Source organism: Marinococcus salis, from assembly GCF_054971365.1.
In genome coordinates this window covers 149,071-172,807 of record NZ_JBQOJB010000005.1, presented here as the reverse complement: position 1 = coordinate 172,807, position 23,737 = coordinate 149,071, and the positions used below count along the sequence as shown (strand labels likewise).

The 23,737-nt window shown below is 46.9% G+C and carries 19 protein-coding genes and 1 pseudogene; 6 read left to right on the top strand and 14 right to left on the bottom strand.

What is annotated here, in order from left to right; genetic code table 11:
• Positions 1 to 78 precede the first annotated feature (78 nt).
• The 5 genes and pseudogenes from pruA to ACTTK6_RS06915 all read right to left on the bottom strand — a co-directional run bounded on the left by pruA (position 79) and on the right by ACTTK6_RS06915 (position 5,272).
• Positions 79 to 1,626, bottom strand: coding sequence for an L-glutamate gamma-semialdehyde dehydrogenase (pruA, locus tag ACTTK6_RS06935; protein ID WP_462833048.1), 1,548 nt, complete (start codon positions 1,624 to 1,626; stop codon positions 79 to 81).
• Between the two features lie 17 nt (positions 1,627 to 1,643).
• Positions 1,644 to 2,016: pseudogene (locus ACTTK6_RS06930) on the bottom strand (aminotransferase class III-fold pyridoxal phosphate-dependent enzyme); the annotation flags it as partial.
• Positions 2,017 to 2,093: 77 nt separating this feature from the next.
• Positions 2,094 to 2,216 (bottom strand): hypothetical protein, encoded by a 123-nt coding sequence (locus ACTTK6_RS06925; RefSeq protein WP_425320079.1) that lies wholly within the window; start codon positions 2,214 to 2,216, stop codon positions 2,094 to 2,096.
• 351 nt (positions 2,217 to 2,567) lie between these two features.
• Positions 2,568 to 3,617: an EAL domain-containing protein gene (locus ACTTK6_RS06920; RefSeq protein WP_462833047.1), complete on the bottom strand. Its 1,050-nt coding sequence runs from the start codon at positions 3,615 to 3,617 to the stop codon at positions 2,568 to 2,570.
• An 80-nt stretch (positions 3,618 to 3,697) separates the two neighbouring features.
• Positions 3,698 to 5,272: a BCCT family transporter gene (locus ACTTK6_RS06915; RefSeq protein WP_462833046.1), complete on the bottom strand. Its 1,575-nt coding sequence runs from the start codon at positions 5,270 to 5,272 to the stop codon at positions 3,698 to 3,700.
• Positions 5,273 to 5,722: 450 nt separating this feature from the next.
• Here ACTTK6_RS06915 and aceA point away from each other — a divergent pair, with 450 nt between their 5' ends.
• Entirely contained in the window at positions 5,723 to 7,006 is a 1,284-nt protein-coding gene (gene aceA / locus ACTTK6_RS06910) for an isocitrate lyase (protein ID WP_079475211.1), read from the top strand.
• Positions 7,007 to 7,035: 29 nt separating this feature from the next.
• Positions 7,036 to 7,170 carry a protein YhfH gene (locus tag ACTTK6_RS06905; RefSeq protein ID WP_462833045.1) on the top strand — a complete coding sequence of 45 codons (135 nt, stop codon included), beginning with the start codon at positions 7,036 to 7,038 and terminating at the stop codon, positions 7,168 to 7,170.
• Between the two features lie 142 nt (positions 7,171 to 7,312).
• Here the strand turns inward: ACTTK6_RS06905 and ACTTK6_RS06900 are convergent, their stop codons facing one another.
• Entirely contained in the window at positions 7,313 to 9,493 is a 2,181-nt protein-coding gene (locus ACTTK6_RS06900; RefSeq protein WP_462833044.1) for a malate synthase G, read from the bottom strand.
• A 176-nt stretch (positions 9,494 to 9,669) separates the two neighbouring features.
• Between ACTTK6_RS06900 and ACTTK6_RS06895 the strand changes: the two genes are divergently transcribed.
• Both ACTTK6_RS06895 and ACTTK6_RS06890 read left to right on the top strand, forming a co-directional pair.
• Positions 9,670 to 10,044 (top strand): DUF1516 family protein, encoded by a 375-nt coding sequence (locus ACTTK6_RS06895; protein ID WP_462833043.1) that lies wholly within the window; start codon positions 9,670 to 9,672, stop codon positions 10,042 to 10,044.
• Between the two features lie 169 nt (positions 10,045 to 10,213).
• Positions 10,214 to 11,416 (top strand): Bcr/CflA family efflux MFS transporter, encoded by a 1,203-nt coding sequence (locus tag ACTTK6_RS06890; RefSeq protein ID WP_079475214.1) that lies wholly within the window; start codon positions 10,214 to 10,216, stop codon positions 11,414 to 11,416.
• A gap of 54 nt (positions 11,417 to 11,470) precedes the next feature.
• Here ACTTK6_RS06890 and ACTTK6_RS06885 read toward each other — a convergent pair whose 3' ends face one another.
• From ACTTK6_RS06885 to ACTTK6_RS06850, 8 genes are all read right to left on the bottom strand, one after another.
• Positions 11,471 to 11,683: a DUF896 domain-containing protein gene (locus tag ACTTK6_RS06885; protein WP_079475215.1), complete on the bottom strand. Its 213-nt coding sequence runs from the start codon at positions 11,681 to 11,683 to the stop codon at positions 11,471 to 11,473.
• A 101-nt stretch (positions 11,684 to 11,784) separates the two neighbouring features.
• Entirely contained in the window at positions 11,785 to 12,378 is a 594-nt protein-coding gene (locus tag ACTTK6_RS06880; protein WP_079475216.1) for a response regulator transcription factor, read from the bottom strand.
• Positions 12,379 to 12,392: 14 nt separating this feature from the next.
• Positions 12,393 to 13,514, bottom strand: coding sequence for a sensor histidine kinase (locus tag ACTTK6_RS06875; RefSeq protein WP_094908279.1), 1,122 nt, complete (start codon positions 13,512 to 13,514; stop codon positions 12,393 to 12,395).
• An 83-nt stretch (positions 13,515 to 13,597) separates the two neighbouring features.
• Complete coding sequence (gene desA, locus ACTTK6_RS06870; RefSeq protein WP_094908278.1) at positions 13,598 to 14,647, bottom strand: Delta(5) desaturase DesA; 1,050 nt, start codon at positions 14,645 to 14,647, stop codon at positions 13,598 to 13,600.
• 238 nt (positions 14,648 to 14,885) lie between these two features.
• Positions 14,886 to 15,719 carry an STAS domain-containing protein gene (locus ACTTK6_RS06865; RefSeq protein WP_079475219.1) on the bottom strand — a complete coding sequence of 278 codons (834 nt, stop codon included), beginning with the start codon at positions 15,717 to 15,719 and terminating at the stop codon, positions 14,886 to 14,888.
• Positions 15,720 to 15,796: 77 nt separating this feature from the next.
• Positions 15,797 to 16,645 carry a DegV family protein gene (locus tag ACTTK6_RS06860; RefSeq protein ID WP_094908277.1) on the bottom strand — a complete coding sequence of 283 codons (849 nt, stop codon included), beginning with the start codon at positions 16,643 to 16,645 and terminating at the stop codon, positions 15,797 to 15,799.
• Positions 16,646 to 16,805: 160 nt separating this feature from the next.
• On the bottom strand, positions 16,806 to 17,744 hold the full coding sequence (gene cyoE, locus ACTTK6_RS06855; RefSeq protein ID WP_094908276.1) for a heme o synthase: 939 nt from the start codon (positions 17,742 to 17,744) through the stop codon (positions 16,806 to 16,808).
• A gap of 298 nt (positions 17,745 to 18,042) precedes the next feature.
• Positions 18,043 to 18,918, bottom strand: coding sequence for a Cof-type HAD-IIB family hydrolase (locus tag ACTTK6_RS06850; protein ID WP_462833042.1), 876 nt, complete (start codon positions 18,916 to 18,918; stop codon positions 18,043 to 18,045).
• Positions 18,919 to 19,156: 238 nt separating this feature from the next.
• On the opposite strand from ACTTK6_RS06850, the gene nirB reads away from it, so the two are divergent.
• The gene (gene nirB / locus ACTTK6_RS06845) at positions 19,157 to 21,520 is read left to right on the top strand and encodes a nitrite reductase large subunit NirB (RefSeq protein WP_462833041.1); all 2,364 of its coding nucleotides are present in this window, start codon (positions 19,157 to 19,159) and stop codon (positions 21,518 to 21,520) included.
• Complete coding sequence (gene nasC, locus ACTTK6_RS06840) at positions 21,513 to 23,666, top strand: assimilatory nitrate reductase catalytic subunit NasC (protein WP_462833040.1); 2,154 nt, start codon at positions 21,513 to 21,515, stop codon at positions 23,664 to 23,666. Before nirB ends, nasC begins: the two co-directional genes overlap by 8 nt.
• Positions 23,667 to 23,737 lie beyond the last annotated feature (71 nt).

The following is a 23,737-nucleotide window of genomic DNA, read 5'->3' as shown; positions in this document are numbered from 1 at the left end:
GAGAGCAACGATAAAAAGGAGTTCTCCCTCCTTGGGGAAAACTCCTTTGTAAAATATACTACATTACCGACAGCAATATTAAAGCATCTGACTGATTGTTTTTGGATGCATGTGCTGGATCAGGTAATCCGGACCGCCGGCCTTGGCATCGGTGCCGGACATTTTAAAGCCGCCAAAGGGATGGTAGCCAACGATGGCGCCGGTGCAGTTGCGGTTGAAATACAGGTTGCCGACGTGGAAATGGAGCTTGGCGTACTCCAAATGGTCGATGGTATTGGAAATGACGGCCCCGGTTAAGCCGTACTCCGTATTGTTGGCAATGTCGATGGCTTCTTCATAGGAAGAGGCTTTCGTAAACGCCACGACCGGGCCGAAGATCTCCTCCTGCATCAGACGGGCGTTCGGGTCCACGTCGGCAAAGATGGTCGGATCAATGAAGTATCCATTGGAGTCGTCGCCCGTTCCGCCGGCCACCAGCCGGCCCTCCTGTTTGCCGATCTCGATATAGCCGGTGATTTTGTCAAAGGCTTTCTGGTTGATGACCGGGCCCATGTAGGTCGCATAGGACGCCGGGTCCCCGACCGCCAACGCTTTCGCCTGTTGTTCCACTTTGCTTAGAACCTCGTCGTACACATCCTCGTGAGCGACGACCCGGGAGCCGGCCGAGCATTTCTGGCCGGAAAAGCCGTAAGCAGAGTTAATAATAGCTTCCGCAGCCGTATCAAGATCTGCGTCGCTGTCGACGACCACCGTATCCTTGCCGCCCATTTCCACAATGACCCGCTTCAGGTGCTGCTGGCCCTCCTGAATAGCGGCGGCTTTTTGATACAAACGGGTACCGGTGGCCCGGGAGCCAGTGAAGCTGATCAGCGCGGTTTGGGGATGATCCACGAGGTGGCCGCCGATGGCTTCGGGGTCCCCGGGGACGAAGTTAATGACGCCGTCCGGCACGCCGGATTCGATTAAAATGTCGACAAACTTTGCCGCGATCACCGGGGTCGGCTCGGCCGGCTTTAGCAGCACGGTATTGCCGGTCACCAGTGGAGCGACCGTGGTGCCCACCATGATCGCGCAGGCGAAATTCCATGGGGGAATCGTCACCGCCACCCCGAGCGGCTGGTAGATGTACTGGTTGTATTCTCCCTCGCGGCTGTTGATGGGTTTGCCGTTTTTCAGCTCGAGCATCTGGCGGGCATAATATTCCACGAAATCAATGGCTTCGGCCACATCCGCATCGGCTTCCTTCCAGGGTTTGCCGCCCTCTTTGACGAGCGTGGCCGAGAGTTCATGCTTCCGGCGGCGCATGGTGGCGGCGGCCCGGAACATCACTTCCGCCCGGGCATCGGCACTGGTCGTCCGCCAGGACCGAAACGCTTTGCTGGCCGCCTCGAAGGCCTGATTAATCAGGGCGGGATTGGCTTTGGAGACCCGGCCGACCACTTCTTTTTTATTGGCCGGGTTGGTGGACGCCAGCTTTTCGCCCGTGATGATCCGCTCCCCGCCAATAATCAGCGGGTAGTCCTGGCCAAGCTGTTTGTCGACGTCCTTGATCGCGTCCGCAAATGCCTGGCGGTTCTGTTCATCGGTGAAATCGGTGAAGGGTTCATGCCGGTAGGTGGTATACATGTAAAAGCCTCCTATTATTAAAGTTCAGCAAGTACTTTTTCAATTCGTTCAGCCGCCCAGTCGAGATCCTCCTTTGAAATAACGAGCGGCGGGGCGAAACGGATAACAGTTTCATGTGTTTCTTTACAGAGAATTCCTTTTTCTTTTAACTGCTCACAGCAGGCACGCGCCGGAATGTCGAGCTCGATGCCGATAAACAGCCCTCTGCCTCTTACTTCTTTAATATGAGGGTTTGTGATAGCAGCAAGCCTTCGTTTAAAATACTCTCCGAGTTCGAGTGAACGGGGAGGCAAGCTGCTGCTCTTCGATCACTTCCAGAGAAGCAATCACTACTGCGCAGGCCAGAGGGAGGCCGCTAAATGCAGAGTCGTGGGCTCCCGGGGTGAAGATACCTGAATAATTTTAGGATGGCGGTGTTCCTGATTGACAGCCGAATAAGCACTCAGCATATCGATATAGGAGCGGCCTTACGGATCGTTCACCCATACGCCTTCCGCTTCAGTAATAACGATGGGAAGCGGTGTGTAATTATGGGCGCCGTGTTTATCGTTCTGATTGATAATCTGCCTCGAAGACATTGTTTCTGACATACATACCCACTCTTAAAGTAAGGTTACCGTAAAGGTTGCAAAAACTATGCCAACACTAGCAAAGGGTTATAGCGGGAAAGTGCCGGTTAAAAAAGGAAAGAAATGAAAGAAATTTTGCGCTCAGTGACTAATTTTTTTGCACTTTTTTGAAAGTTCAAATGTAGCAATTAATGAAAATGACGCTCAGGTATAGCTTGTGCCTGCTGCTATGTGTCTGCCTGTGAACCTTTGGGCTGAGTCTATTCATTCGTTAAAAGCGGTTTGGCAAAATAAAAAAATACAGTAAAAAGGACCGGCTTTTCAGCTTCGGTCCTTTTATATTTCCCGGGTAATAAACCATTTTTATTCTAATTAGCTGAAAAGCGTTGGAGCCTCAGGCACCGCTTTTGGTTTTCCAAGTAAATACCCTTGTGCTAAACCGAAGCCCAGTTCACGGACACAGGTTAATTCTTCAGGCCGTTCAATTCCTTCCGCCAGTGTGGTGATCCTGTATTTGCCTGCTTGTGAAACAATTTTCTCCAGCCGCTGCTGTTTTTTAATGTCCTGGTCGCAATGATCTACCAGCGAACGGTCGATTTTTACGTAGTGCGGCTGCAATTCTTCCATAACGTCAATTGTGGAGTAGCCTGCTCCAAGATCGTCTAGAGCAACACGTGCACCGCGCGAGTTAAAGGTCTGAAAAATACGGAGCAAGTGACTAAGGTTATCAAATTTTTCTGTTTCCACTACTTCAAACACAATGTCCTTCATAGAAATGCCTAGTCCCCTTATTTTGACAAATGTGGAAAGAAGACAGTGGTCCGGGTCGTAAACCGAAGAAGGCAAAAAGTTAATAAAACGTTTAATGCCAGGCTTTAGATGTTTGGCGCTTGTGGTAATGGATGCGATGCGTGACCGGTGGTCCAGAAGCGGTTGAAGGCCGCTCTGCTGGGAAAAAGAAAACAGCTGGTCCGGCTGGAACTGAGTAGCATCGGTCTTCGGCCGCATAAGGAATTCGTACCCTATCACCTTATCGGTACTCAGTTGGGTAATCGGCTGCATGTGGTGAGTGAATTGCTGCTCGTTAATAATCGTCATAAACGAAGGACGGGTCAGCCGTTCTTTCAGTTGATGGAAATTAATCATATTCGCGTGGGATTGCTGGTCTTTCCCTGTCCAGGTTCCCTGTAAATCTGCCGGGTCGCCAGGGAATACACGTTCAATGAAATCAAGAAAGGGGCCTAGTTTCTGCACAGCAGAGTAGCCATAATGAAGTGTTGTACCCTGCATATAGGAAATATAGCCGCTTTGCAGCAGGCGGCCATGGAGATCACGAAGCACCTTAAACGACTTATGGGAGAATACGAGATACCCGGAAGATTCCAGATCAGGCAGGGCCGTACAGTTGGAGCATTGATTCATGATCTTACATCCTCCTATTCAAAACGTACGCTTGTAAGACTCTATTACTATCCATTTTATCGGATACCAAAAGAAATTATTTACTGTGCTTCTTTTTTTGCTTCATGTTCAATCGAAGAAGAGGCTGTAATACCTTGATTTCGTGCCATCGCTTTGGCTGCCTTCGGCGCAAGCCAAAGTGTTGGCAACAGAATTAGGGAAACAGGCACAGCGGTAACAACAATAAATGACTGGAGAGCGTCCACGCTGCCTTCACCGATGAACAATAGGCAGGCAGCCACAGCCCCCATAATAACCACCCAGAAAACACGAATGGCAGGATGAGGTTCTTCGCTGTCGCTGACTACAATTGAAATTGTGTAAGACATGGAATCTGTTGTAGTAACCACAAAAAGAATGGTAACCAATAAAAAGCAAAAAGCGATAACAGTGCCAAGCGGCAGCTGTTGGACGATTGCCATCATCGAAGCAGGCATGCCTGCTTCGAACAGGGCGTTAGAAACAGAGCCCGGATTGTTTAATTCATAAAATATACCGGAGCCGCCAACAATAGTGAACCAGAAGTTTGTTACGAGCGGGGCAATGATAGATACGGCCAGGATCAGCTGCCGGATTGTTCTGCCCCGGGAGATTCTCGTGATAAAAATAGCCATCATCGGGCCATAGCCTAAAAACCATCCCCAGAAAAAAACGGTCCATAAACCGAGCCATTCATTATTTCCACGAAAGCTGCTCATTTGGGCAAATTCCTGCGTATAAACTCCGAATGAAGAGATAAAGGCGTCCAGGATAAAACCGCCCGGGCCGATAAGCAAAATAAATAAAATCAAAACAATCGTAAACCATACATTAAACCGGCTTAAAAGCTGGATCCCTTTATGAATACCGGTGACTGCGGATATAGAAGCAATAGCTACAAGACCGGCAATAATTATAAACTGGGTCGGGTAATTATTAGGGATTCCCATGAGGGTCTCAAAGCCATAGCCCGCCTGAGTGCCTAAAAATCCAATAGGACCAATAGTACCGGCAGCCACCGACACAATAGAACAAACGTCCACAATAGTGCCAAGCGGGCTATGAACGGCGATTTTTTCGCCAAACACTGGATAAAGAAGCGTCCGCGGACGAAGAGGCATTCCTTTATCATAATGAGCCTGCATTAACACTATAGTACTCAGTGTTCCAAGAATAGCCCAGGCGAGAAAGCCCCAGTGTAGAAAGCTTTGAGCGAGCGCAGGCTGTACTGCTTCAGAGGAACTGCTCTCAAGCCCGGAAAATACCGGCGGAAGATCCATGAAATGATAAATAGGCTCCGCTGCGGCCCAGAAAACACCACCGCCGGCGAGCAGGGTACACATGATGATGGAGAGCCATTTAAAATAGCTGAATTCCGGTTCTGCTAGATTACCAAGGCGCACGCGTCCGTATTTTGAAAAGCCAATGTAGAGTCCGATAAAAAAGGTGGCAAGTAAAAGAATCTGCCAAAAAGCTCCGAAAAAGGTAACGGCCCAGTTAAAGGTGGTAGTGACAAACTGGCCTACAGCTTCAGCATTAATAAGAGAAAAGACAACAAATAAAATCAACAGTCCACCGCTTAGAAGCGTGACCGGCCAATCATTATTCTTCCAATGATTAGGGGATGGTGAAGACACGAATATTCCTACTTTCTTTTAAAATGAAGTAATAATTTATGCGGATGTAGAAAAGGCGGTATAATTAAACGCGTTTCTGGCAGCCGGACACAAAAAGTAAATCATAGTAGAACCGGAAGCCTTCGTCAATGAAAAAAGCCCGTGCCCCCAAAAGCTTCGGTCTGTGATAAGGCTTTGAAAATACATAATATTTGTTAAAAGAAATGGTTTCTTCTGTATTAATACAGAAGAACATGATGAAAGATAATTCGATTAAAGGAAAAAATAGTATAACGAATGGCGTTGAACCTCTAAAAGATAGAGGATAATAAAAATTCAAAAAATTATTATAAAACAGTTGACTCATTCTGATTACTGTTATAATATAGTCTCAAACAAACAAATTGTACTATAACAGAAAAGGCAGCTGAATTTCCAATTTGTTAATCTGAAGAAAAAGGAGAGAGACACATGATTCGTCAGGAAGATGTAAAGCAGATGGAAGAAGCCTGGGAGAACGAGGAACGGTGGAAAGGAATTATACGCCCGTATTCGGCGGAGGATGTGCTGAAGCTTCGCGGCTCGATCAAAGTAGAATATACACTCGCTGAGATGGGAGCGAATCGTCTTTGGAATTTAATGCAGGAGGACCCGTTCGTCCGGGCACTCGGGGCACTTACCGGAAATCAAGCCGTGCAGCAGGTGAAAGCAGGATTGAAAGCGATTTATTTAAGCGGCTGGCAGGTGGCCGCTGACGCTAACCTCTCCGGCCATATGTATCCGGATCAGAGCTTATATCCCGCCAACAGTGTTCCCCACGTAGTGCAGCGTATCAACCAGGCACTGCAGCGGGCGGATCAGATAGAGCACCTTGAAGGAAACGATGAAACGAACTTCTTTGCTCCAATTGTAGCTGACGGGGAAGCAGGATTTGGCGGCCGTCTGAATGTGTTCGAATTAACCAAATCGATGATCGAAGCGGGAGCAGCCGGTGTACACTTTGAAGACCAACTCGCGTCTGAAAAGAAATGCGGCCATCTGGGCGGAAAAGTGTTGATTCCAACAAGCACGGCTATACAAAATCTTATTTCAGCAAGACTTGCAGCAGACGTAATGGGCGTACCGACGATAATTGTCGCCAGAACGGACGCGAATGCGGCAGACTTGCTTACAAGTGATATTGACGCCTATGACCACTCATTTATCCGAAGCAATGAACGGACCGAGGAAGGCTTCTACCGCACAAATAATGGTCTGGATCAGGCAATTGCCAGAGGACTTGCTTATGCTCCGTATGCCGATCTGGTTTGGTGTGAAACCTCTGAACCCAATCTGGAGGAAGCACAGAAGTTTGCAGATGCGATCCATGAAAAATTTCCAGGAAAAATGCTTGCCTACAATTGCTCACCTTCCTTTAACTGGAAAGCCAAGCTGAGCGATGAAGAAATTGAAACCTTCCAGGAGCAATTGGGCGAGATGGGCTACAAGTTCCAGTTTGTTACTCTGGCCGGCTTCCACGCTCTTAATAACAGTATGTTTGAACTAGCTGGAGGCTACAAGGAACGGGGCATGGGAGCTTATTCCGAGCTTCAGCAAAAAGAGTTTGCCAACGAAGACCATGGCTACACAGCAACCCGCCATCAGCGGGAGGTTGGTACAGGATATTTCGACCAGGTAGCTACTACTATCTCAAGTGGAAAATCATCAACGACAGCAATGAAAGGCTCTACCGAATCGAGTCAGTTCAGCCGCTAAGTATATAAAATTATAAGGAGGTTTTTCCGGTGAGGGAGACAATGACGGAGTATCAAAGCGAAATGCCGACAATGATTTGCAGCGACTGCGGAGGCGAAATCACAGAGCACCAGGAAACGCCGATGATTCAATGTGATCATTGCTTAAGCAAAACGGAAGAATAAAAATTATTAAAGCCGGCATCCTGCGAAACAGCAGAATGCCGGCTTTTTTACTGTCTATGTTTCTATAAGAAAGCTCTCAGTCCAGCCATAAAATATCCGGAGGCTTGCCGTGTTATGGCAAGCCCCCGGGCAGGGGGCAATACTATTTGATTTCTGCCTTTAAGCGGCTTTTAGCTTCCCTGCGGCGTTGGTGCAGGATGGGCTCGGTGTAGCCATTAGGCTGATGGTACCCCTGAAAAACTAAATCGCAGGCGGCTTGAAAGGCAGTCGATTGTTCAAAGTCTGGGCTCATCGGACGGTATCCAGGATCGTGGGCGTTTTGTTCATCCACGACAGCTGCCATGCGCTTGAAGGTATCCATGACCTGCTGTTTGGAGCATACATGGTGGTGAATCCAGTTAGCGATATGCTGGCTTGAGATACGGAGGGTGGCCCGGTCTTCCATAAGAGCTACATTATTGATGTCCGGCACTTTTGAGCAGCCGATACCAAGCTCGACCCAGCGTACGACGTATCCAAGGATGCCCTGGGCATTGTTATCGAGTTCTTCCTGGATTTCAGCCGGGGACCAGTCTTCTTTAGCAGCCACAGGTATAGTTAAAATAGAAGCAAGGTGTGACTCAGACGCCTGTTTTAAATCTTTTTGAACCTCCAGCACGTTTACCTTGTGGTAATGAAGAGCATGGAGGGCAGCAGCAGTCGGTGACGGGACCCAGGCGGTGGAAGCTCCGGCTTTTAACTGTCCGTCCTTCTGATCCATCATAGCGGCCAGCTGTTCGGGCATCGCCCACATGCCTTTACCGATCTGGGCACGCTGTTCGAAGCCGGCAGTAAGGCCGGTCTGGACGTTTGATTTCTCGTAGCTTCCGAGCCAGGCAGAGGCTTTCATTTCCCCTTTGCGGATCATCGGGCCTGCTTCCATAGAGGTGTGAATTTCATCTCCGGTCCGGTCCAGAAAGCCCGTATTGATGAACATGACCCGGTCTTTTACTTCCTTGATGCAGGCTTTTAGGTTAACTGTGGTTCTTCGTTCCTCATCCATGACGCCTATTTTTAAAGTGTGACGTTCTAAGTCCAGCATGTCTTCAATCCGGTCAAACAGTTTGTTTGCAAAGGCGGCTTCTTTAGAACCGTGCATTTTTGGTTTTACAATATAGATAGAGCCGCGGCGGGAGTTTTTGTATTTCCCGTTGCCAAGCAGGTCGTGTTTGGCAATAAGGCTCGTAATGACGCCGTCCATGATGCCCTCTGGAATTTCCTTTTCATTTTCATTTAATACAGCATCGGTGCTCATCAAATGGCCGACATTTCGGTTTAGCATTAGAGAACGGCCTGAGAGGACAAATTCTTCTCCTTTAGGAGAAGTAAAGCTGCGGTCGGGGTTCATGACACGTGTCATCGTTTTATCGCCCTTTTGAAACCAGGCATTAATATCTCCCTTGATGAGGCCCAGCCAATTGCGGTACACCATTGTCTTATCTTCTGCGTCCACAGCGGCTACAGAATCTTCACAGTCCATAATGGTCGTAAGTGCTGATTCGGCGACAACATCTTTTACTCCTGCCGGATCAGTTTTGCCGATGGGGTGCCCATAGTCAATTTGGATCTCGATGTGCAAACGGTGATGCTTGAGAAGGACAGCTACCGGCTGAGCGCTTGCGCCCTGGTAACCTGCGAACTGCTCAGGGTGCTGAAGCTTGTCTTTACTGCCATCTTGAAAAGAGACTTCAAGATGTCCGCCTTCGATGGAGTAACTGGAAGCTTCCTTATGAGAGCGGTGGCGCAGAGGGAAATATTCGTCCAAAAATTGTTTAGCGTAAGCAACGACCTTTTCTCCGCGTACAGGATTGTAGGCTTTCTGCTGCTGAGCTCCGTTTTCTTCATTAATGATGTCGCTTCCATACAAAGCGTCATAAAGGCTTCCCCAGCGGGCGTTAGCAGCATTAATGGCGAATCGTTCATTGCTGATAGGAACCACAAGCTGCGGGCCGGCCTGCACGGAAATCTCTTTGTCTATATTCTCAGTCGCAATTTGAAAATCCTCCGGTTCAGGCTCAAGATAGCCAATGCTTTCAAGAAAAGTCCGGTACTGTTCCGGCTCCCAGCGGGGGTGAGCCTGATGCCATTCGTGAATCTGATTCTGCAGGTTATCTCTCGTGTGAAGAAGAGCCTCGTTTTCCGGAGTTAAATCGTGAATAAGCTGGCTGAAGTCTTCCCAAAATTGTTTTTCCTCCAGACCAGAGCCGGGTAGTGCTTCTTCATTGATAAATTGGTATAAAGAAGGGTGAACAAAAAGCCTGCTTGCAGATCGATACGTAACCATGCTATTCCTCCTTTAGAGTAAGAGAGCAGAAAAAATGCTCCCACGGTATAACCTTATTGTATTATAACAGTTATATAAATATCAATACTGTTATATAAAATTGTAAAGGTTCGTCAAAGAAAATTTTCTTTAGTATAGTGGAAGCGTTAGAACTAAAGAATAGAAAGGGAAATACAATGACTCCGCAAATAGTACAATTCCTTGTGACGGCACATCTTTCAATGGTGGTCATCCTGCTGATATTGTTCGCTTCTGCAAATATTTTTTATAAGAAGGGGAGAAAAAAACCTGCTTCTGGAATACATTACGCCCTGCGGGGCGCTTACTTGCCGGGATTGATTTCCGGTGGGTTATTAATAGGCCTGACTCCGGATTTTCCTGCTATATTTTTAAAGGCTGCCACTGGCCTGCTGACTCTTATTTTTATGGAAATTCATCTCAATCATATAATCGGTCATGAGCGTCGCCCGAAGTTCGCTTTTCTTACGTATTTTATGATCGTGTTTACACTTATGCTAGGGCTGGTTTTTCCTTTAGGAATATCTGTTTAGGAATAAAATTAGAAACACCTGTAGAGATGCGAAATGGAGATAGAAGCCTGAAGCGAAACGAGTATACATCGGGCAGAAAACAGGATAAAATAACTAACATATGCAAAAATTTTGAAATAGCATTTGAATGGATATTTTCTACTTCAAGCAGAAAGGTGTTCCTTCTATTATGATTCAAAACCCCAAAGGAAAAGAGCGGATCGGCCTGGCGTTGATGCTTAGTATGCTTGCGATACTAGGACCGCTTAATATTGACATGTATCTGCCAAGCTTCCCGGGAATAGCGGCAGATTTGAATGCCCGCGCTTCAATGGTGCAGCTTAGTTTGACCGCCTGTCTTGTAGGTCTTGCCGTCGGTCAGGTAATTGTTGGGCCAATTAGTGATGCAAAGGGAAGAAGAAAGCCGCTTTTAGTTTCTATCACGCTATTTGCGGCCGCTTCGTTTGTCTGTGCGATTGCCCCAAATATATACATATTGATTGCTGCGAGACTGCTGCAGGGCCTAACCGCTTCTGCCGGGATTGTTGTTTCAAGGGCAGTGGTAAGAGATATTTTCAGTGGAAAGGAACTGACTCAGTTCTTTTCATTATTGATGGTCATTAACGCTATCGCCCCTATGGCAGCCCCGATGATTGGGGGCGCTATTTTACTCCTCCCATTTTCAGAGTGGTCGACGATTTTCCTTTTCCTCGCGGTCGTCGGGCTTGCCATCGTAATTACAATTGGTTTTCGGCTTGAAGAGACTCTTCCGGAAGAAAAAAGAACGCCGAGCTCACTTAAATACACGATCCGCACCATTGGCGATTTGTGGAAGGATCGATCTTTTATCGGCTACGCATTAACGCTTGGCTTCGTACATGGGGGCAGCTTCGCCTACGTTTCCGGCACACCGTTTGTGTATCAGGAGATTTACGGTGTCTCTGCCCAGGTGTTCAGTGTGCTTTTCGGCATTAACGGCCTGGCGATTATTACCGGAAGTTTTTTAATCGGCCGTCTGGCTGGTATTATTGCTGAACGCAAACTGCTTCGCACAGCGGTGATCACAGCTGTCAGTGCGAGTTCTTTTCTGCTGGCAATGACAATCATTGAAGGCCCGCTCGCCCTTCTGGTTATACCTATATTCATTTATATGACAGCGATGGGGATGGTGCTGACAAGTTCATTTACGCTGGCGATCGCCAAGCAGGGTCACCGGGCAGGAAGTGCAAGTGCCCTCCTCGGCATGCTGCCGCTTTTAATCGGTTCCATTGTTTCGCCGCTAGCGGGTATTGATGAAACAACAGCTGTGCCAATGGGAGCTATTATGTTTATTACGACCGTATTTGGACTGACGGCTTTCAGTACGCTCAGTGAACGTCCGCAAAAAGGATAAAACAAAACCGGTACGCTGTGTTGGAAGCGTACCGGCTTTTTATATCATGGCATTTTAGGATTGAACATTTTTTAATTTTTCCGGTGTTACATCGTTACCTTCGGGATCCTGGACGGTAGTGGTGAGAAGAGTTGCTTCCATCGATCCGCGGATCATTTGAAGGTACTCTTCACGAAGCAGTTTTTGCTCCTGCTGTTCACGTGCAGTAAGTCCCTGGTTTACTTTTTTTCGCGCCAGTTCGTTAATGCGAGGAAGCGTTGCGATCATGTGAATTCCCCTTTCGTTTTATACCCCTACATGTATATGGTATAAAAATAGTATAGCAGAAGCCTGCTGCATATGCAACCCAGGGGCAACAGGCGGGATTCTTAATGCTTCAATTCCTGAAATTTGGTGACGGCTTCCACACGATTGCTTACTTCAAGCTTATCAAATATAACAGAAATATAGTTTCTCACAGTACCGTTGGTAAGAGATAGCTGCCGGGCTATGGCTGTAGTGCTTTTTCCTTCGGCGATTAGCGTAAGTACTTCTTCTTCACGTTTAGTAAGCGTGGCGGCTGTATCGTAAACCAGGTCCACTAAGTCAGGGGAATAAACCTTTCTGCCGCTCATAATAATACGGATGGATTGAGCCAGTTCTTCGCTTGGGCTATCCTTCAGAAGGTAGCCGCTGATCCCTGCTTTTCGGGCCCGTTCGAAATAGCCGCTGCGGGCGAAGGTGGTGAGAATAATAATCTTGCAGCTACTGTCCTTTAGTTCTTCAGCTGCCTCCAGTCCGCTTTTTACAGGCATTTCAATATCCATAATGCATATATCGGGCTGTTCCTCTTCAATGAGGGCCAAAGCCTCCTGTCCATTTTCCGCTTTGCCGACGACTTCCATATCTTCCTCTAAATCCAGTAAAGAACCAAGCGCTCCTAAAAGCATCTGCTGGTCCTCCACAATTACAATTCTTATCATGGCTGACGGCTCCTTTATTTAATTTGCTGCACCACCAGGGGTACTTGAATAGCAAGCTTTGTTCCTCTGGAAGAATAGCAGCTCAACTGGCCGTTGATGAAACTGAGGCGCTCTTTAATGCCCTGGAGCCCGCTTTCGGACCAGGATTTCTGGTCTGAAGAGATGCCCTTGCCGTCGTCTTCGACTGTAAGGGAAAGGCTGGTTGTTGATTGCTCGATCGTAATATAACAGTTTACTGCTTCACTGTGTTTTACCACATTGGTCACGGCTTCCTTTAAACACATGCTGAGCACGTTTTCAATGAGAGGCGGCGCTTCGTTAAAGGCGGCGCTGCCCTTTACATGAAGATTAATGCCTGCGGCCTGGAGAATTTCCTCCACACGCAAAAGCTCGTCGCTCAACTTCGCGCCTTTCATATTTGATACAAGCTCCCGAACTTCTTTTAAGGCGGTGCGGGCGGTCTGATGAATGTCTATTAATTCTGCCTGGGTTCGTTCAGGTTTCGTATCGATTAATTTTCCGGCGAGTTCACTTTTTAAACCAATCAACGAAAGCTTTTGTCCAAGAGTGTCGTGAAGGTCCCTGGCAATACGCTGACGTTCTTCAAGAACGACAAGCTGGGAGATACGTTGGTTCGCTTCCTGGAGCTCAGTTTCAAGCTTTTCGCGTTTGTTTCGGTTGTATATGTTAAAAGGAAGAAGAATAACTCCGATAACGCTGATAGCAATAAAAGGAAGCTGCATCATAAACAACTCATTTTGAACGTAAAAGCCGGTAATAACCGCGGCCAGAGTAGTAATAAGGTGTAGAATGTACAGGGTAATAAAGCCGGCTTTATGCTGGATGTTTCCAATAAAGAAGGCTAAAAACAGGGAAAAATAAACATAACCAAAATAAAGGGTCATGCCGATGCTGATGATCATTTCAATGCTCACAGATAAATAAACCGTCCAGCCTTTTTTAATGAAGGATAACCGATAGGTGGTAAAGAATAGCAGAATCATACATACGCCGAGTATGATTTCAAAGTAGGCGGCAGAGCGAATAATAAAATAAAACGGCAGCAAACAGAAAATGATCCATGCGTATAAGCTGAGGCCCGTGCTTTTTGGAAATATGTCGAACCAGTGATGCATAAACGGGCTCCTTTTTCATGAGACGTAGCATTTCTTTATAAAAGTATAGCAAACCCCTCTCCGTTATAGAGAAGGGTTTGTGTTTAAGATTTTTTATCCGACGGCACAGGGGAAGCTAACGCATCCTTTGCTTGTCTTTTGCTGCGAATATTTGCTTCTTTGAAGCTCACAAATGTTTTGTTTGTTTCATCATACAGGCGGAAGCGAATGGAGGTCAGGCTTGTCCATAAAGTGATGGTGGTCGCCTGCTGCAACGGTTCAATATTTTCGTGGGTTTTTGCTAAATTATAGTTTGGCACTCTCGGGCTGAGGTGATGGACGTGATGATAGCCAATGTTGCCGGTGATCCATTGCAGGACTTTCGGCAGCTGGTAGTAAGAGCTTCCATCTACTGCAGCCTTTACAAAGTCCCATTTGTCTTCGTTTTCAAAGTAGGAATCTTCGAACTGGTGCTGAACATAAAAAAGCCAAATGCCGAGAAATCCTGCGGTGAACAGCATTGGGATTTGAATAGCGAAAAAAGCAGCCCAGCCAACAAGCCAGATCAGCAAAGTGTAAATCACGACAAGGGAAATGTTCGTAAAATACGTGTTCAGCCGTTCTTTTCGTTTTGCATTTTTACGATTGAAGCGATTTTCAATAAGAAATAAGTAAAATGGGCCTAAAAAGAAAAGCACGAATGGGTTGCGGTATAAACGATAGCTGAGTCGGAGCCACCTGCTGGCATTTTGGTATTCATCAACAGTCATTACCCAAACGTCTCCGGTGCCCCGTTTGTCGAGATTGCCGCTCGTGGAGTGATGGATCATGTGGCTTCTTTTCCATTTAGCATAGGTGAAGTGGGTAATGATGCCGGTTAACGTGCCGACACGGTCATTCGCTTTACTGCTTTTGAAAAATGAACCATGCGTACAATCATGAAAGATGATAAAGGTACGGACGATAAAGCCTCCGGCGATGATTGCAAGAGCAACAGTTATCAGTGGAGATATGGAATACGCTGCGTACGCAAGCACCCAAAGGGCCAATAAAGGAAGGATAGAGTTGCATAACTGTATAATACTGGCTTTATGGTCAGAACGTGCATACGGCGCAGCGCTCTTTTTTAATTGCATTTGTTCTTGTCTGCTCATGATTGATTGCTCCCTGCTGTATGGGTTATGTATCTATGAATAGGATATAAAAATTAGGCTTTGTCTGTAAGTCATAGACGTCAGGAGGAAAAAATGACAAGTGTCATATGCGAGTTGAAATATGTGGAAGGAAATAAAATATGTTCAAAAATGAGCGGGCAAAGTAAAGTCTCACGGCGAATGCATCCTGGGCAGACCAAAGCCTCTGAACATACAGTGGTTCAGAGGCTTTGCATTTTTATAAAGCGTAGTTTGAACGAAGGGCGTGAGTCAGTTCAGAAACAATATCAATATCTTTAAAGCTGATACCAAGCTGGACAGCGGTTTGGGCCATTTCCGGCCGCATACCGCACAGCGTAGTTTTTACACCGACCAGCTTTAAAGCAGTGGCGAGCTGCATGATGCGCTGCGCGACGAAGGTAGTAATATCGCGAACGCCCGAAAGGTCAATATACAGGCGCGTTAATTCGCTTTCTGTACATTGCTTTAACGTATGCTCTACAATAACCTGCCCCCGTTGTTCGTCAATGTGGCCGATAAGCGGAAGAAGTCCGGTTTTCTTTTGAATTAAGATGATCGGAGAGGAAAGTTCTAAGATCATCGCTTCTTTCAGCTGCATCTGTTCGTTCATATGATAAATGGCTTCTTTCATGAACGCCCGTCCGGCATAGTCGAAAGCCTGCAGGGCTTTGCGCTGCCAGTTGAGCACATGATCGATTGGAATTGATTCCTCGTATTGATGCACAAACAGGCGGATCTGCTCTAAAATAGCGTTACGGTAATAGGTGAATTCTTCCTGAATAGTCAGCATCGGCTGCCACATTTCTTTATTTTCTTCAACAATAGCACCTATTTTTTCTTCAAAATGTTCATAAAACTGGGTTTCTTCCTCCCGGAACACATGAATAAGTTCCTGGGCAAAAACTTTTTTCATTTCTTCGAGCTTTTGGTTTGTATATTCCCCGGAAATATTGTCAGAAGAACTCCCGGATGATGAGTCACGCATGGTATCTATATGTTCGATCAAGTAATCGTATAAGGAGTCGTCAGCTTTTTCCTGGTTAAATTGCACGGGCGTTGTCCTCCAAAATAAAAGTATGGTGCCGAACAGTCTAATTATAGAGCTTTGAGGGGAAAGTCACAAGTTATCTATCCGTATTCATACCACATAATTCCCATCGTTTCGGCTCCGCCATGAACACCGATCACCGGGCTGAGAGGGCAGAGGTGAATCGAGAGGCCGGGGGACAGTTCCTGAATCTTTTCTTTCCATACTTCGGCTTTTTCTTTCGTTGTAGTATAAATAATGCTCATATTTTCGACACGGAAGGAGGTTATGGCATCCTCAGCAATCTGTAGAAGCCTGCTCTCCGCTCGTTTTCGGGTGCGAATTTTTTCAAAGGGGATAATCTGTCCTCCATCGAAGGTGAGAAGAGGATGGATTTTTAAAAGAGTACCAAGAATCAGTTTCCCCCGGGAGATCCTGCCTCCTTTATGGGCCTGTTCGAGACTTCCAAGCAGTAAGTAACCCCTGGCATGGCTGGCCATCTCTTTTAACTGTTCCTGTATTTCCCCTGGCGTGCTGCCTTCGTCTGCCAATTGGGCTCCCCTCACCAGCAGGGGGCGAATGCTCCCGGCCCCCATTTTTGAATCTACCGTGAAAAGCGGGAAGCCGGCCATCTCAGCTGCAAGTTCCGCTGTCTGAAGAGTGCCGCTCAAATGGCTGCTAATATGTACAGCAATTCCTGCATCGTAAGAACCCTTTAACTGTTCAAACAGCTCGGCAAAGCTGCCGACAGACGGCTGGCTGGTCGTTGGGAAAACTTCTTCATGTGGAAGGCGCCTGTAAAATTCATCCGTTGTAATTTCAATATTTTCCTTGTAGCTTTCATTATCAAAAACTACGGATAAAGAAACGATATGTATATTGTACCTCGCGGCTGTTTCTGCATCGATAGAGCTGGTGCTGTCTGTGATAAGGGCTATGCGTTGTGTCATTCTTCACCTCTTTTTATCCATATTGATTTGATAGCGTTCTCACTATTCTTTGAAGCATTATACAGAATTATGGGCAGGAATTCGAATGAATCCCAGTGCCCGTGTAAAAATAACGGCAAAGAAAAACATGTCCGGGCCCATACAGGTGCCGGGACATGTTTTAGTTAAAAAGCAGGGCGAATAGAGAAAAGCCAATTACGACGGTGAATAAAACCGTCATATGATTCAGCGAAAAGATGAACATTGTAGTGGCCCATTTTTTGCTGTCCATCCGCCGGTAGCATATAAAGCTTGCTGCAAGCCAGGCTGCGCTTAATACGAAGGAAACACCGACGATAAAGCTGCTGACGGGGAGAAAAAGAAAACTCGAGAGGGTTAACAATACAAGGTAGACGTTTGTCTGTATATAGGTTCTGCGGTTCCCTTTAACTACCGGAAGCATTGGAATGCTTGCTGCTTTATATTCATCATGCCTGCGTATAGCGATAGCATAGAAGTGCGGCATTTGCCATAAAACCATAATAACGAAAAGCCCGAGAGCTGCCGGATGGAAAAAATCATTGGATATAGCAGCCCAGCCGATAAGAGGCGGCACTGCTCCGGAAATACTTCCGATCTCTGTATTATAAATCGTGCGTCGCTTGCTCCACATCGTATAAGGGACAACATAAAAGAATAATCCAATAAAACCAAAAAAAGCTGCGAGCGGTGAAGCTGCATATAAAAATCCTAACCCCGTAAGTGTCATAACACTTCCCAGTATAAGTGCATTTTTCAGCTGCATCCGGCCAGTTGCCGTAGGGCGGTTTTTCGTCCGGTCCATAATTTTATCAATGTCGCGGTCGTACAAGTTGTTAAACGTGCCGGCAGCACCGATAACGAGACCCGAGCCAAGTGTGGCAAGGACTATCGCTCCAATTTTATCGAAAAAAGCGATATTGTGAATATATAAAGCAAGGGTAATCCCTGCAAACATAACGATTAAATTGGATTTAATAATCCCTGTTTTAATCGTTTCCGCCAGTACTTTACGAAGTGCCTGTTTCGGGGCAGCGAGGGTTCCTTGTTGAACAGTTCGTTCGATATTTTCCGATTTCATTTTATTCCCCCCAACCGTGTTCATCCGATACTAATGTACCACATATATCGTTAAAATTAGAGATATTGGCGAAAAAGTTCGCTATCTTGTCAATTGTTTGTGAACGATTCATGACAAATTCATCCCTGTGATACGTACTTCGTACTTTTAGCAAACAAAATTATATTCTCACATTAACTGCATATTGGCAAGTGTTACCTACCGGCTGCTCAGCAGCGGAGGCAAATGTAAAAAAAGAAAATTGTTCATACTCTGCCCTGCCGTCATAAAAGCCGCCCAAATGATGGGCGGCTGGGGATCAGCTGTGTTTTGTTTTTAATTCATGGAGCATTTCATGCACAGCGTGAGCGACGCCGTGTTCGGTATTTGTTTTTGTAGAAAAGCGTGAGACCTCTTTGACTTCCGAGACAGCATTACCCATGGCAACGCTCCGGCCTGCCATCTGGAGCATATTTAAATCGTTAAAATTGTCCCCCAGGGCCATAACATCCTCAAGGGAAACTCCCAGCTCGAGCGCAAACTCCTGAAGAGCGAAGCCCTTTTGAGCCCGTACGTGGTTTAATTCGAGATTTCCTATCCCTGAAGAAGTAAGGGCCAGCTCGTTGTCGTCCCGAAGTTCATATTTCATCTGCTCGAGTACGGAAGCGTCCGAAGAGAAGGCGAGCATTTTATACACTTCGAGGTCCTTGGAGTCGAGAATTGAAAAGAAATCATCTGCGAACTGAAAGTTTTCATCCTCGAGCCTGCGTGCAGCATATTGTTCTGCTGCAGCTGTCGTCAGCTCTGGGTGGGCTGTCTGCAGCATCCCTACGACGACATTCATATATGCTTCTCTTGACGGGGCAAAAATGCCCTGGTTGGTAAATAATTCAATGTAGGAACCGGCAGCATGGTGTACAGTTAAAATTCGTTCACAGGAGCTTTCTGTGATTGGGGCAGAGCGTTGTACTTCTTGTCGGTTTTTGTAAGTAACCGCACCGTTCATGCTGATAATTGGGTAAGAGAGTCCTGCCGATTTCAACGGCCTGTTTGCGGCTTCATATGTCCGCCCGGTAGCGATGACGATATCAATGCCTTGTGCCGAAGCTGCCTGCAGTGCTTCGGCGTTGTCTTTGCTGATTTCTCCGTTTTGATCCAGTAAGGTTCCGTCCATATCCGTTGCAATTAGTTTCATTTCTTTTCCTCCGATATGCTCTCGATCTGTTTAGCCTCTTTAATTGTTACTTTCTATTATCGAACACTTTTTCCAAGTCATCAACTTTTTTAACTGCAGCAGAAGCGTGGAAGAAGGAAAAACATCGACAGCTTATCTTACAAGGTAATTGAAGAATTCGTAATTTTTCGACAAAATGAGAGTAGTTTGTGAAGAGTTCGGAAAACATATTTCGCTCTGCGGGAGGGAGGTGTCTGACATGAAAAAACAGCATGTAGTCATTATTGGAGGAGGGCCTGCAGCTATCCGTTTGATGGAACAGCTGCGTGAACGGTCTGCCCAGGTGCATATTTCTATTTTCAGTAAAGAAAAAACGCTCCCATATAATCGGATCCAGCTTTCATCCTATTTAAACGGAGAAATAACAGAAGAGGACTTAACCACCTATACAAATAAATGGTTCCACCAGAATAATGTTTCCTTTCATCCGGGAGAAACGGTAGAGAAAGTATTAAAGGAAGAAAAGAAAATTATTACAGCAGGTGGGGGGGAGCATTCCTATGACTACTTAGTTTTTGCTACAGGCTCATCACCGCTGATTCCGCCGGTGGAAGGTGTAGAAAAAGAGGGGGTATTTCCTTTTCGCACGCTGGAGGACTGCCGGAGACTTGTAGACGCGGCGGAGCATAAGCGCCGGATACTGGTCATTGGCGGTGGTCTGCTCGGACTGGAAGCGGCGAATGGATTGAGCCGCTTCGAGGCAGAAGTAACGGTAATACAGCGGGCGGACAATATTATGGACCGGCAGCTTGACCGGCAGTCTGCTGCTATGCTGCAGGGAAAGCTGGAGCGGCGCGGGGTGAAATTTTTGCTGGGGAAGGCCGTTACTTCCATTTTGGGGCTCCGTAAGGTAGCGGGGATTAGTTTTGGCGACGGGACACACATGGAGGCAGATATGGTGGTGTTTGCTATTGGCATCCGTCCGCAGCTGAAGCTTGCAGAAGCGTCAAGTATTAAGACGAACCACGGGGTAATCGTGAACGACCGAATGGAAACGAGTGAAAAGCACATATATGCGATAGGCGAATGTATCGAACATGACGGACGGACCTATGGCCTGATGCAGCCGGTGAACGAACAGGCAGATGTGCTGGCCAGGCGTTTGAGCGGCGAGCATAAAGCCTACTACAAAGGTTCAAGTACTTCGGCAAAGCTGAAAATATCTGGAGTGGAATTGTTTTCTGTAGGGTCTTTGATCGAAGATGAAGCTACAAAGTCATGGGTACTTCACGATGAAGAAAACGAGCTTTATAAAAAAATTGTTTTTCGTCATAAAACAGTGCAGGGAGCTGTACTTTACGGTAATACGTCCAACAGCGATCTGCTAAAGAGTTTGGTGATGACGGATAAACCGATCAACGCCTCAGAGAAAAAACAACTGCTGTCAGCAAGCAGTGAGCCGTCCGGCTTTCTGCTGGAAATGCCGGGCTCTGACACGGTATGTGCCTGTAATAATGTAAATAAAAACACGATTATTCAGGCCGTACAGGAAAAAGAACTGACCATGCTGCAGGAAGTTAAAACCTGTACGGGGGCTTCTACCTCCTGCGGGGGCTGCAGCAGTATGGCAGAGGGACTGCTGAAGCTTGCCTGTGAAGGGAAGGTGGAGGCAGAAAACAAAACAGAAGCGCTGTGCGACTGCACGGGGCTTGACCACCCTGCGTTGATTAGCCGGTTGATGGAAGTAAAACCATCGACGCCGGAAGAAGCGATGAAGGCATTGAATTGGAAAACGCCGGAAGGATGCGGAATGTGCCGGCCTGCCATCGCGTATTATCTCTATATGATTCAGATGAAGCAAGGAGAGCTCTCCAGCAATGAAACGATGCCATTCACCTATTCACCGTACATTTCTTTGGAAGCAGATGGCACCTACACCCTGCAGCCAATCATGAAAGCAGGAATTATTTCCCCAGCTCTAATCAAAAATCTAAATACCGTTATTGAAAAACACCAATTGAGCAATTTTCACATTACGGCGGGCGGACGCATACAGCTCCCCTATGTGGAAGACAAAGATGTGGTGGAAGTATGTGACAGCCTGGATATCCCTCTTCTCAACTTTCCAGGTTTTCAAATGACGGCAGTGCAGAGTGTGTTTAAAGACCAGATCCGGGAGCGTCACCACCCTGGGATGGTCCCGTACGCTCTGGAGCTCGAGGAACCGGTAGAAGCCGTTCCTTTTCCCGACACACTTCGTTTTGTCATGCTGGAGGGCTTTTCAATTCTTGAAGGCAATCACGTTGATGCAGGACTGCTAAGGATGGAAGATAAGTGGGAGTTCCATATTTACTTTGAGGAAAAGCCCGTGCTGCTGTTTTCAACTCCCACTTTTATGGAGATAAAAGAGTACATTTGGGCGCTTCTTCAATATTACCGGGAAACCGCGTTTTTTAAGGAATCATTTGCCGGATGGTGCGGACGTATGACCATCATCCATATACGGGAAGGAATATTCGATCCGGAGACAAGAGAGCAGCTGCTCCACCAGTTAAGTGCTTGTTTGAAAAAACCGCTGCCGTATCATTTTTCGGTTCCAGAAGGGAGTACAATTCATGAATGATTTCGGATCCAATTACGGACAAACGATAGAGCCGGCGGTGCTCGAAGAAAACCGGCACCAGGCTCAGTGCCCTTTCTGCAGCATGCAGTGTAAAAAGGAAGTAGTGGAGCAGATTACTACAAGAGGCGTTAAATATAAAACCGTTGGCGTGGATAATCCCACCACGCATGGCCGGTTATGTGTCAAAGGCCACTCGGCCTATCAGCACGTGATTCATGAAGACCGGATCACCAACCCGATGAAAAAAGTGGGTGGGCGTTTTAAGCCCATTGAATGGGACGAAGCGCTGGATATTATTGAACAGCGGACGAAGGAAATTCAGGAGACCTCCGGCAAAAATGCTTTATCGGTATACGGCGGCGGTTCGCTTACAAATGAAGAAGCCTATCTGCTCGGTAAGTTTGCCCGGGTGGGGCTGCAGACAAAATACATCGATTACAACGGGCGGTTCTGTATGTCTTCTGCTGCTTCAGCGGCGACAAAGACGTTCGGGGTTGACCGCGGTTTTACCAACGGCATAGAAGAGATTCCAAACGCAAAATGCCTCATACTCGCCGGTACTAATATTGCCGAATGCCAGCCGACTATTATGCCTTATTTTGAACAGGCGAAGCAGAACGGGTCCTTTATTATTGTGATTGATCCAAGAGTGACAGAAACGGCTAAAATGGCAGACCTGCATTTGCAGCTAAAGCCCGGCGAAGACTGGTCTTTGACGACCGCGCTTTTAAAAGTGATTTTTGATAAAAATCTGCAGAATAAAGAATTTTTGCAGAACCGTACGGAAGGCGCGGAAGAGCTTGAAGCTTACGTGCGCCAGTACAGCGTAGAGGAACTGGCGAAACGGGCAGACGTGCCCCGGGGTGATATTGATCAGGCGGCTACAATCTTCGCCGAAGCGGGGACAGGCATGATATTTACTGCGCGGGGAGTGGAGCAGCAGATTGACGGGCACCAGGCTGTCCGCCATTTTATTAATATAGCTCTAGTCTGCGGCCATATTGGCAAGCCGGGTGCAGGATACGGAGCGATTACCGGTCAGGCAAACGGCCAGGGGGGCCGGGAACACGGTCAAAAATCTGACCAGCTTCCGGGGTACCGCTCAATTGAAGACCCAAAAGCCAGGGAGCACGTGGCTGCGGTTTGGAATGTGAATGAGAAGGATATGCCCGGCAAAGGTGTGTCCGCCTACGAAATGATGCAGAAAACAAAGAACGGGGAAATTAAAGGAATGTTTTTAGTAGGTTCGAATCCAATTGCTTCCAATCCGAATGCCTCTATTGTGAAGGAGGGACTTGAGGCACTTGATTTTTTAGTGGTCGTGGATTTATTCATATCCGAAACAGCCGAATATGCTGATCTGGTCCTCCCATCGACTGCTTATATTGAAGACGAAGGAACACTCACAAATATGGAGGGACGGGTCACCTGGAGACAGGGAGGCCGCCCGGCACCCGGCCAGGCAAAGCATGACTGGGAGATTTTATCGCTGATAGCTTCACGTCTTGGCAAAGGAGAGTGGTTCAGCTACCGCTCAGCAGAAGAAATTTTCGAAGAGCTGCGTCTTGCTTCGAAGGGAGGGCCGGCTGATTATTACGGAATCACGTATGAACGGATTAAACAGGAAAATGGTGTCTTCTGGCCATGCCCTTCCCAGGAAGAGAAAGGAAGGCAGCGCCTGTTTGACGAGTCATTTGTACACAGTAACGGTAGAGCCCACTGCTTTACCCCAGAACACGGGGAAGAAATTATCAAAGAACGGCTGTCGGAAGCGAGACCGCTGTATTTAACGACCGGCAGGGTTATGTCTCATTATTTGACAGGGGTGCAGACAGGAAAAAGCGCGAGGTTAAATGCCCGTTATTTTGAATCATTTGTCGAAATTCATCCTGAAACAGCAGACAAGTATGGCATTAAAGAAAACGATCTTGTTACTTTGGAATCTCTGCAAGGATCTATTGTGGTTAGAAACCAGTGGTCGGAAAATATCCGGAAGGACACCATTTTCGTGCCTTTTCACTGGGCTGGCAAACAGAACGTAAACCGGCTGATTGCTGGCACCCTGGACCCAGTCTGCCAGATGCCTGGGTTCAAGCTGGCAGCTGTCTCCATGAAGCCGGCAGAAGCTAAAAAACAAGAAATATAACAGATATAATGAACGCTGCCGGCATTGGCAGTGTTTTTTTGCGGTGAAGGGTCGTTTGAAAAATAAAAAAA

Bases quoted from the DNA above. Each gene is read 5' to 3' on its own strand.
- pruA (WP_462833048.1), bottom strand. From the start codon at position 1,626: ATGTATACCACCTACCGGCATGAACCCTTCACCGATTTCACCGATGAA.
- ACTTK6_RS06925 (WP_425320079.1), bottom strand. From the start codon at position 2,216: ATGTCAGAAACAATGTCTTCGAGGCAGATTATCAATCAGAACGATAAA.
- ACTTK6_RS06920 (WP_462833047.1), bottom strand. From the start codon at position 3,617: ATGAATCAATGCTCCAACTGTACGGCCCTGCCTGATCTGGAATCTTCC.
- aceA (WP_079475211.1), top strand. From the start codon at position 5,723: ATGATTCGTCAGGAAGATGTAAAGCAGATGGAAGAAGCCTGGGAGAAC.
- ACTTK6_RS06900 (WP_462833044.1), bottom strand. From the start codon at position 9,493: ATGGTTACGTATCGATCTGCAAGCAGGCTTTTTGTTCACCCTTCTTTA.
- ACTTK6_RS06895 (WP_462833043.1), top strand. From the start codon at position 9,670: ATGACTCCGCAAATAGTACAATTCCTTGTGACGGCACATCTTTCAATG.
- ACTTK6_RS06890 (WP_079475214.1), top strand. From the start codon at position 10,214: ATGATTCAAAACCCCAAAGGAAAAGAGCGGATCGGCCTGGCGTTGATG.
- ACTTK6_RS06885 (WP_079475215.1), bottom strand. From the start codon at position 11,683: ATGATCGCAACGCTTCCTCGCATTAACGAACTGGCGCGAAAAAAAGTA.
- ACTTK6_RS06880 (WP_079475216.1), bottom strand. From the start codon at position 12,378: ATGATAAGAATTGTAATTGTGGAGGACCAGCAGATGCTTTTAGGAGCG.
- ACTTK6_RS06875 (WP_094908279.1), bottom strand. From the start codon at position 13,514: ATGCATCACTGGTTCGACATATTTCCAAAAAGCACGGGCCTCAGCTTA.
- desA (WP_094908278.1), bottom strand. From the start codon at position 14,647: ATGAGCAGACAAGAACAAATGCAATTAAAAAAGAGCGCTGCGCCGTAT.
- ACTTK6_RS06860 (WP_094908277.1), bottom strand. From the start codon at position 16,645: ATGACACAACGCATAGCCCTTATCACAGACAGCACCAGCTCTATCGAT.
- cyoE (WP_094908276.1), bottom strand. From the start codon at position 17,744: ATGAAATCGGAAAATATCGAACGAACTGTTCAACAAGGAACCCTCGCT.
- ACTTK6_RS06850 (WP_462833042.1), bottom strand. From the start codon at position 18,918: ATGAAACTAATTGCAACGGATATGGACGGAACCTTACTGGATCAAAAC.
- nirB (WP_462833041.1), top strand. From the start codon at position 19,157: ATGAAAAAACAGCATGTAGTCATTATTGGAGGAGGGCCTGCAGCTATC.
- nasC (WP_462833040.1), top strand. From the start codon at position 21,513: ATGAATGATTTCGGATCCAATTACGGACAAACGATAGAGCCGGCGGTG.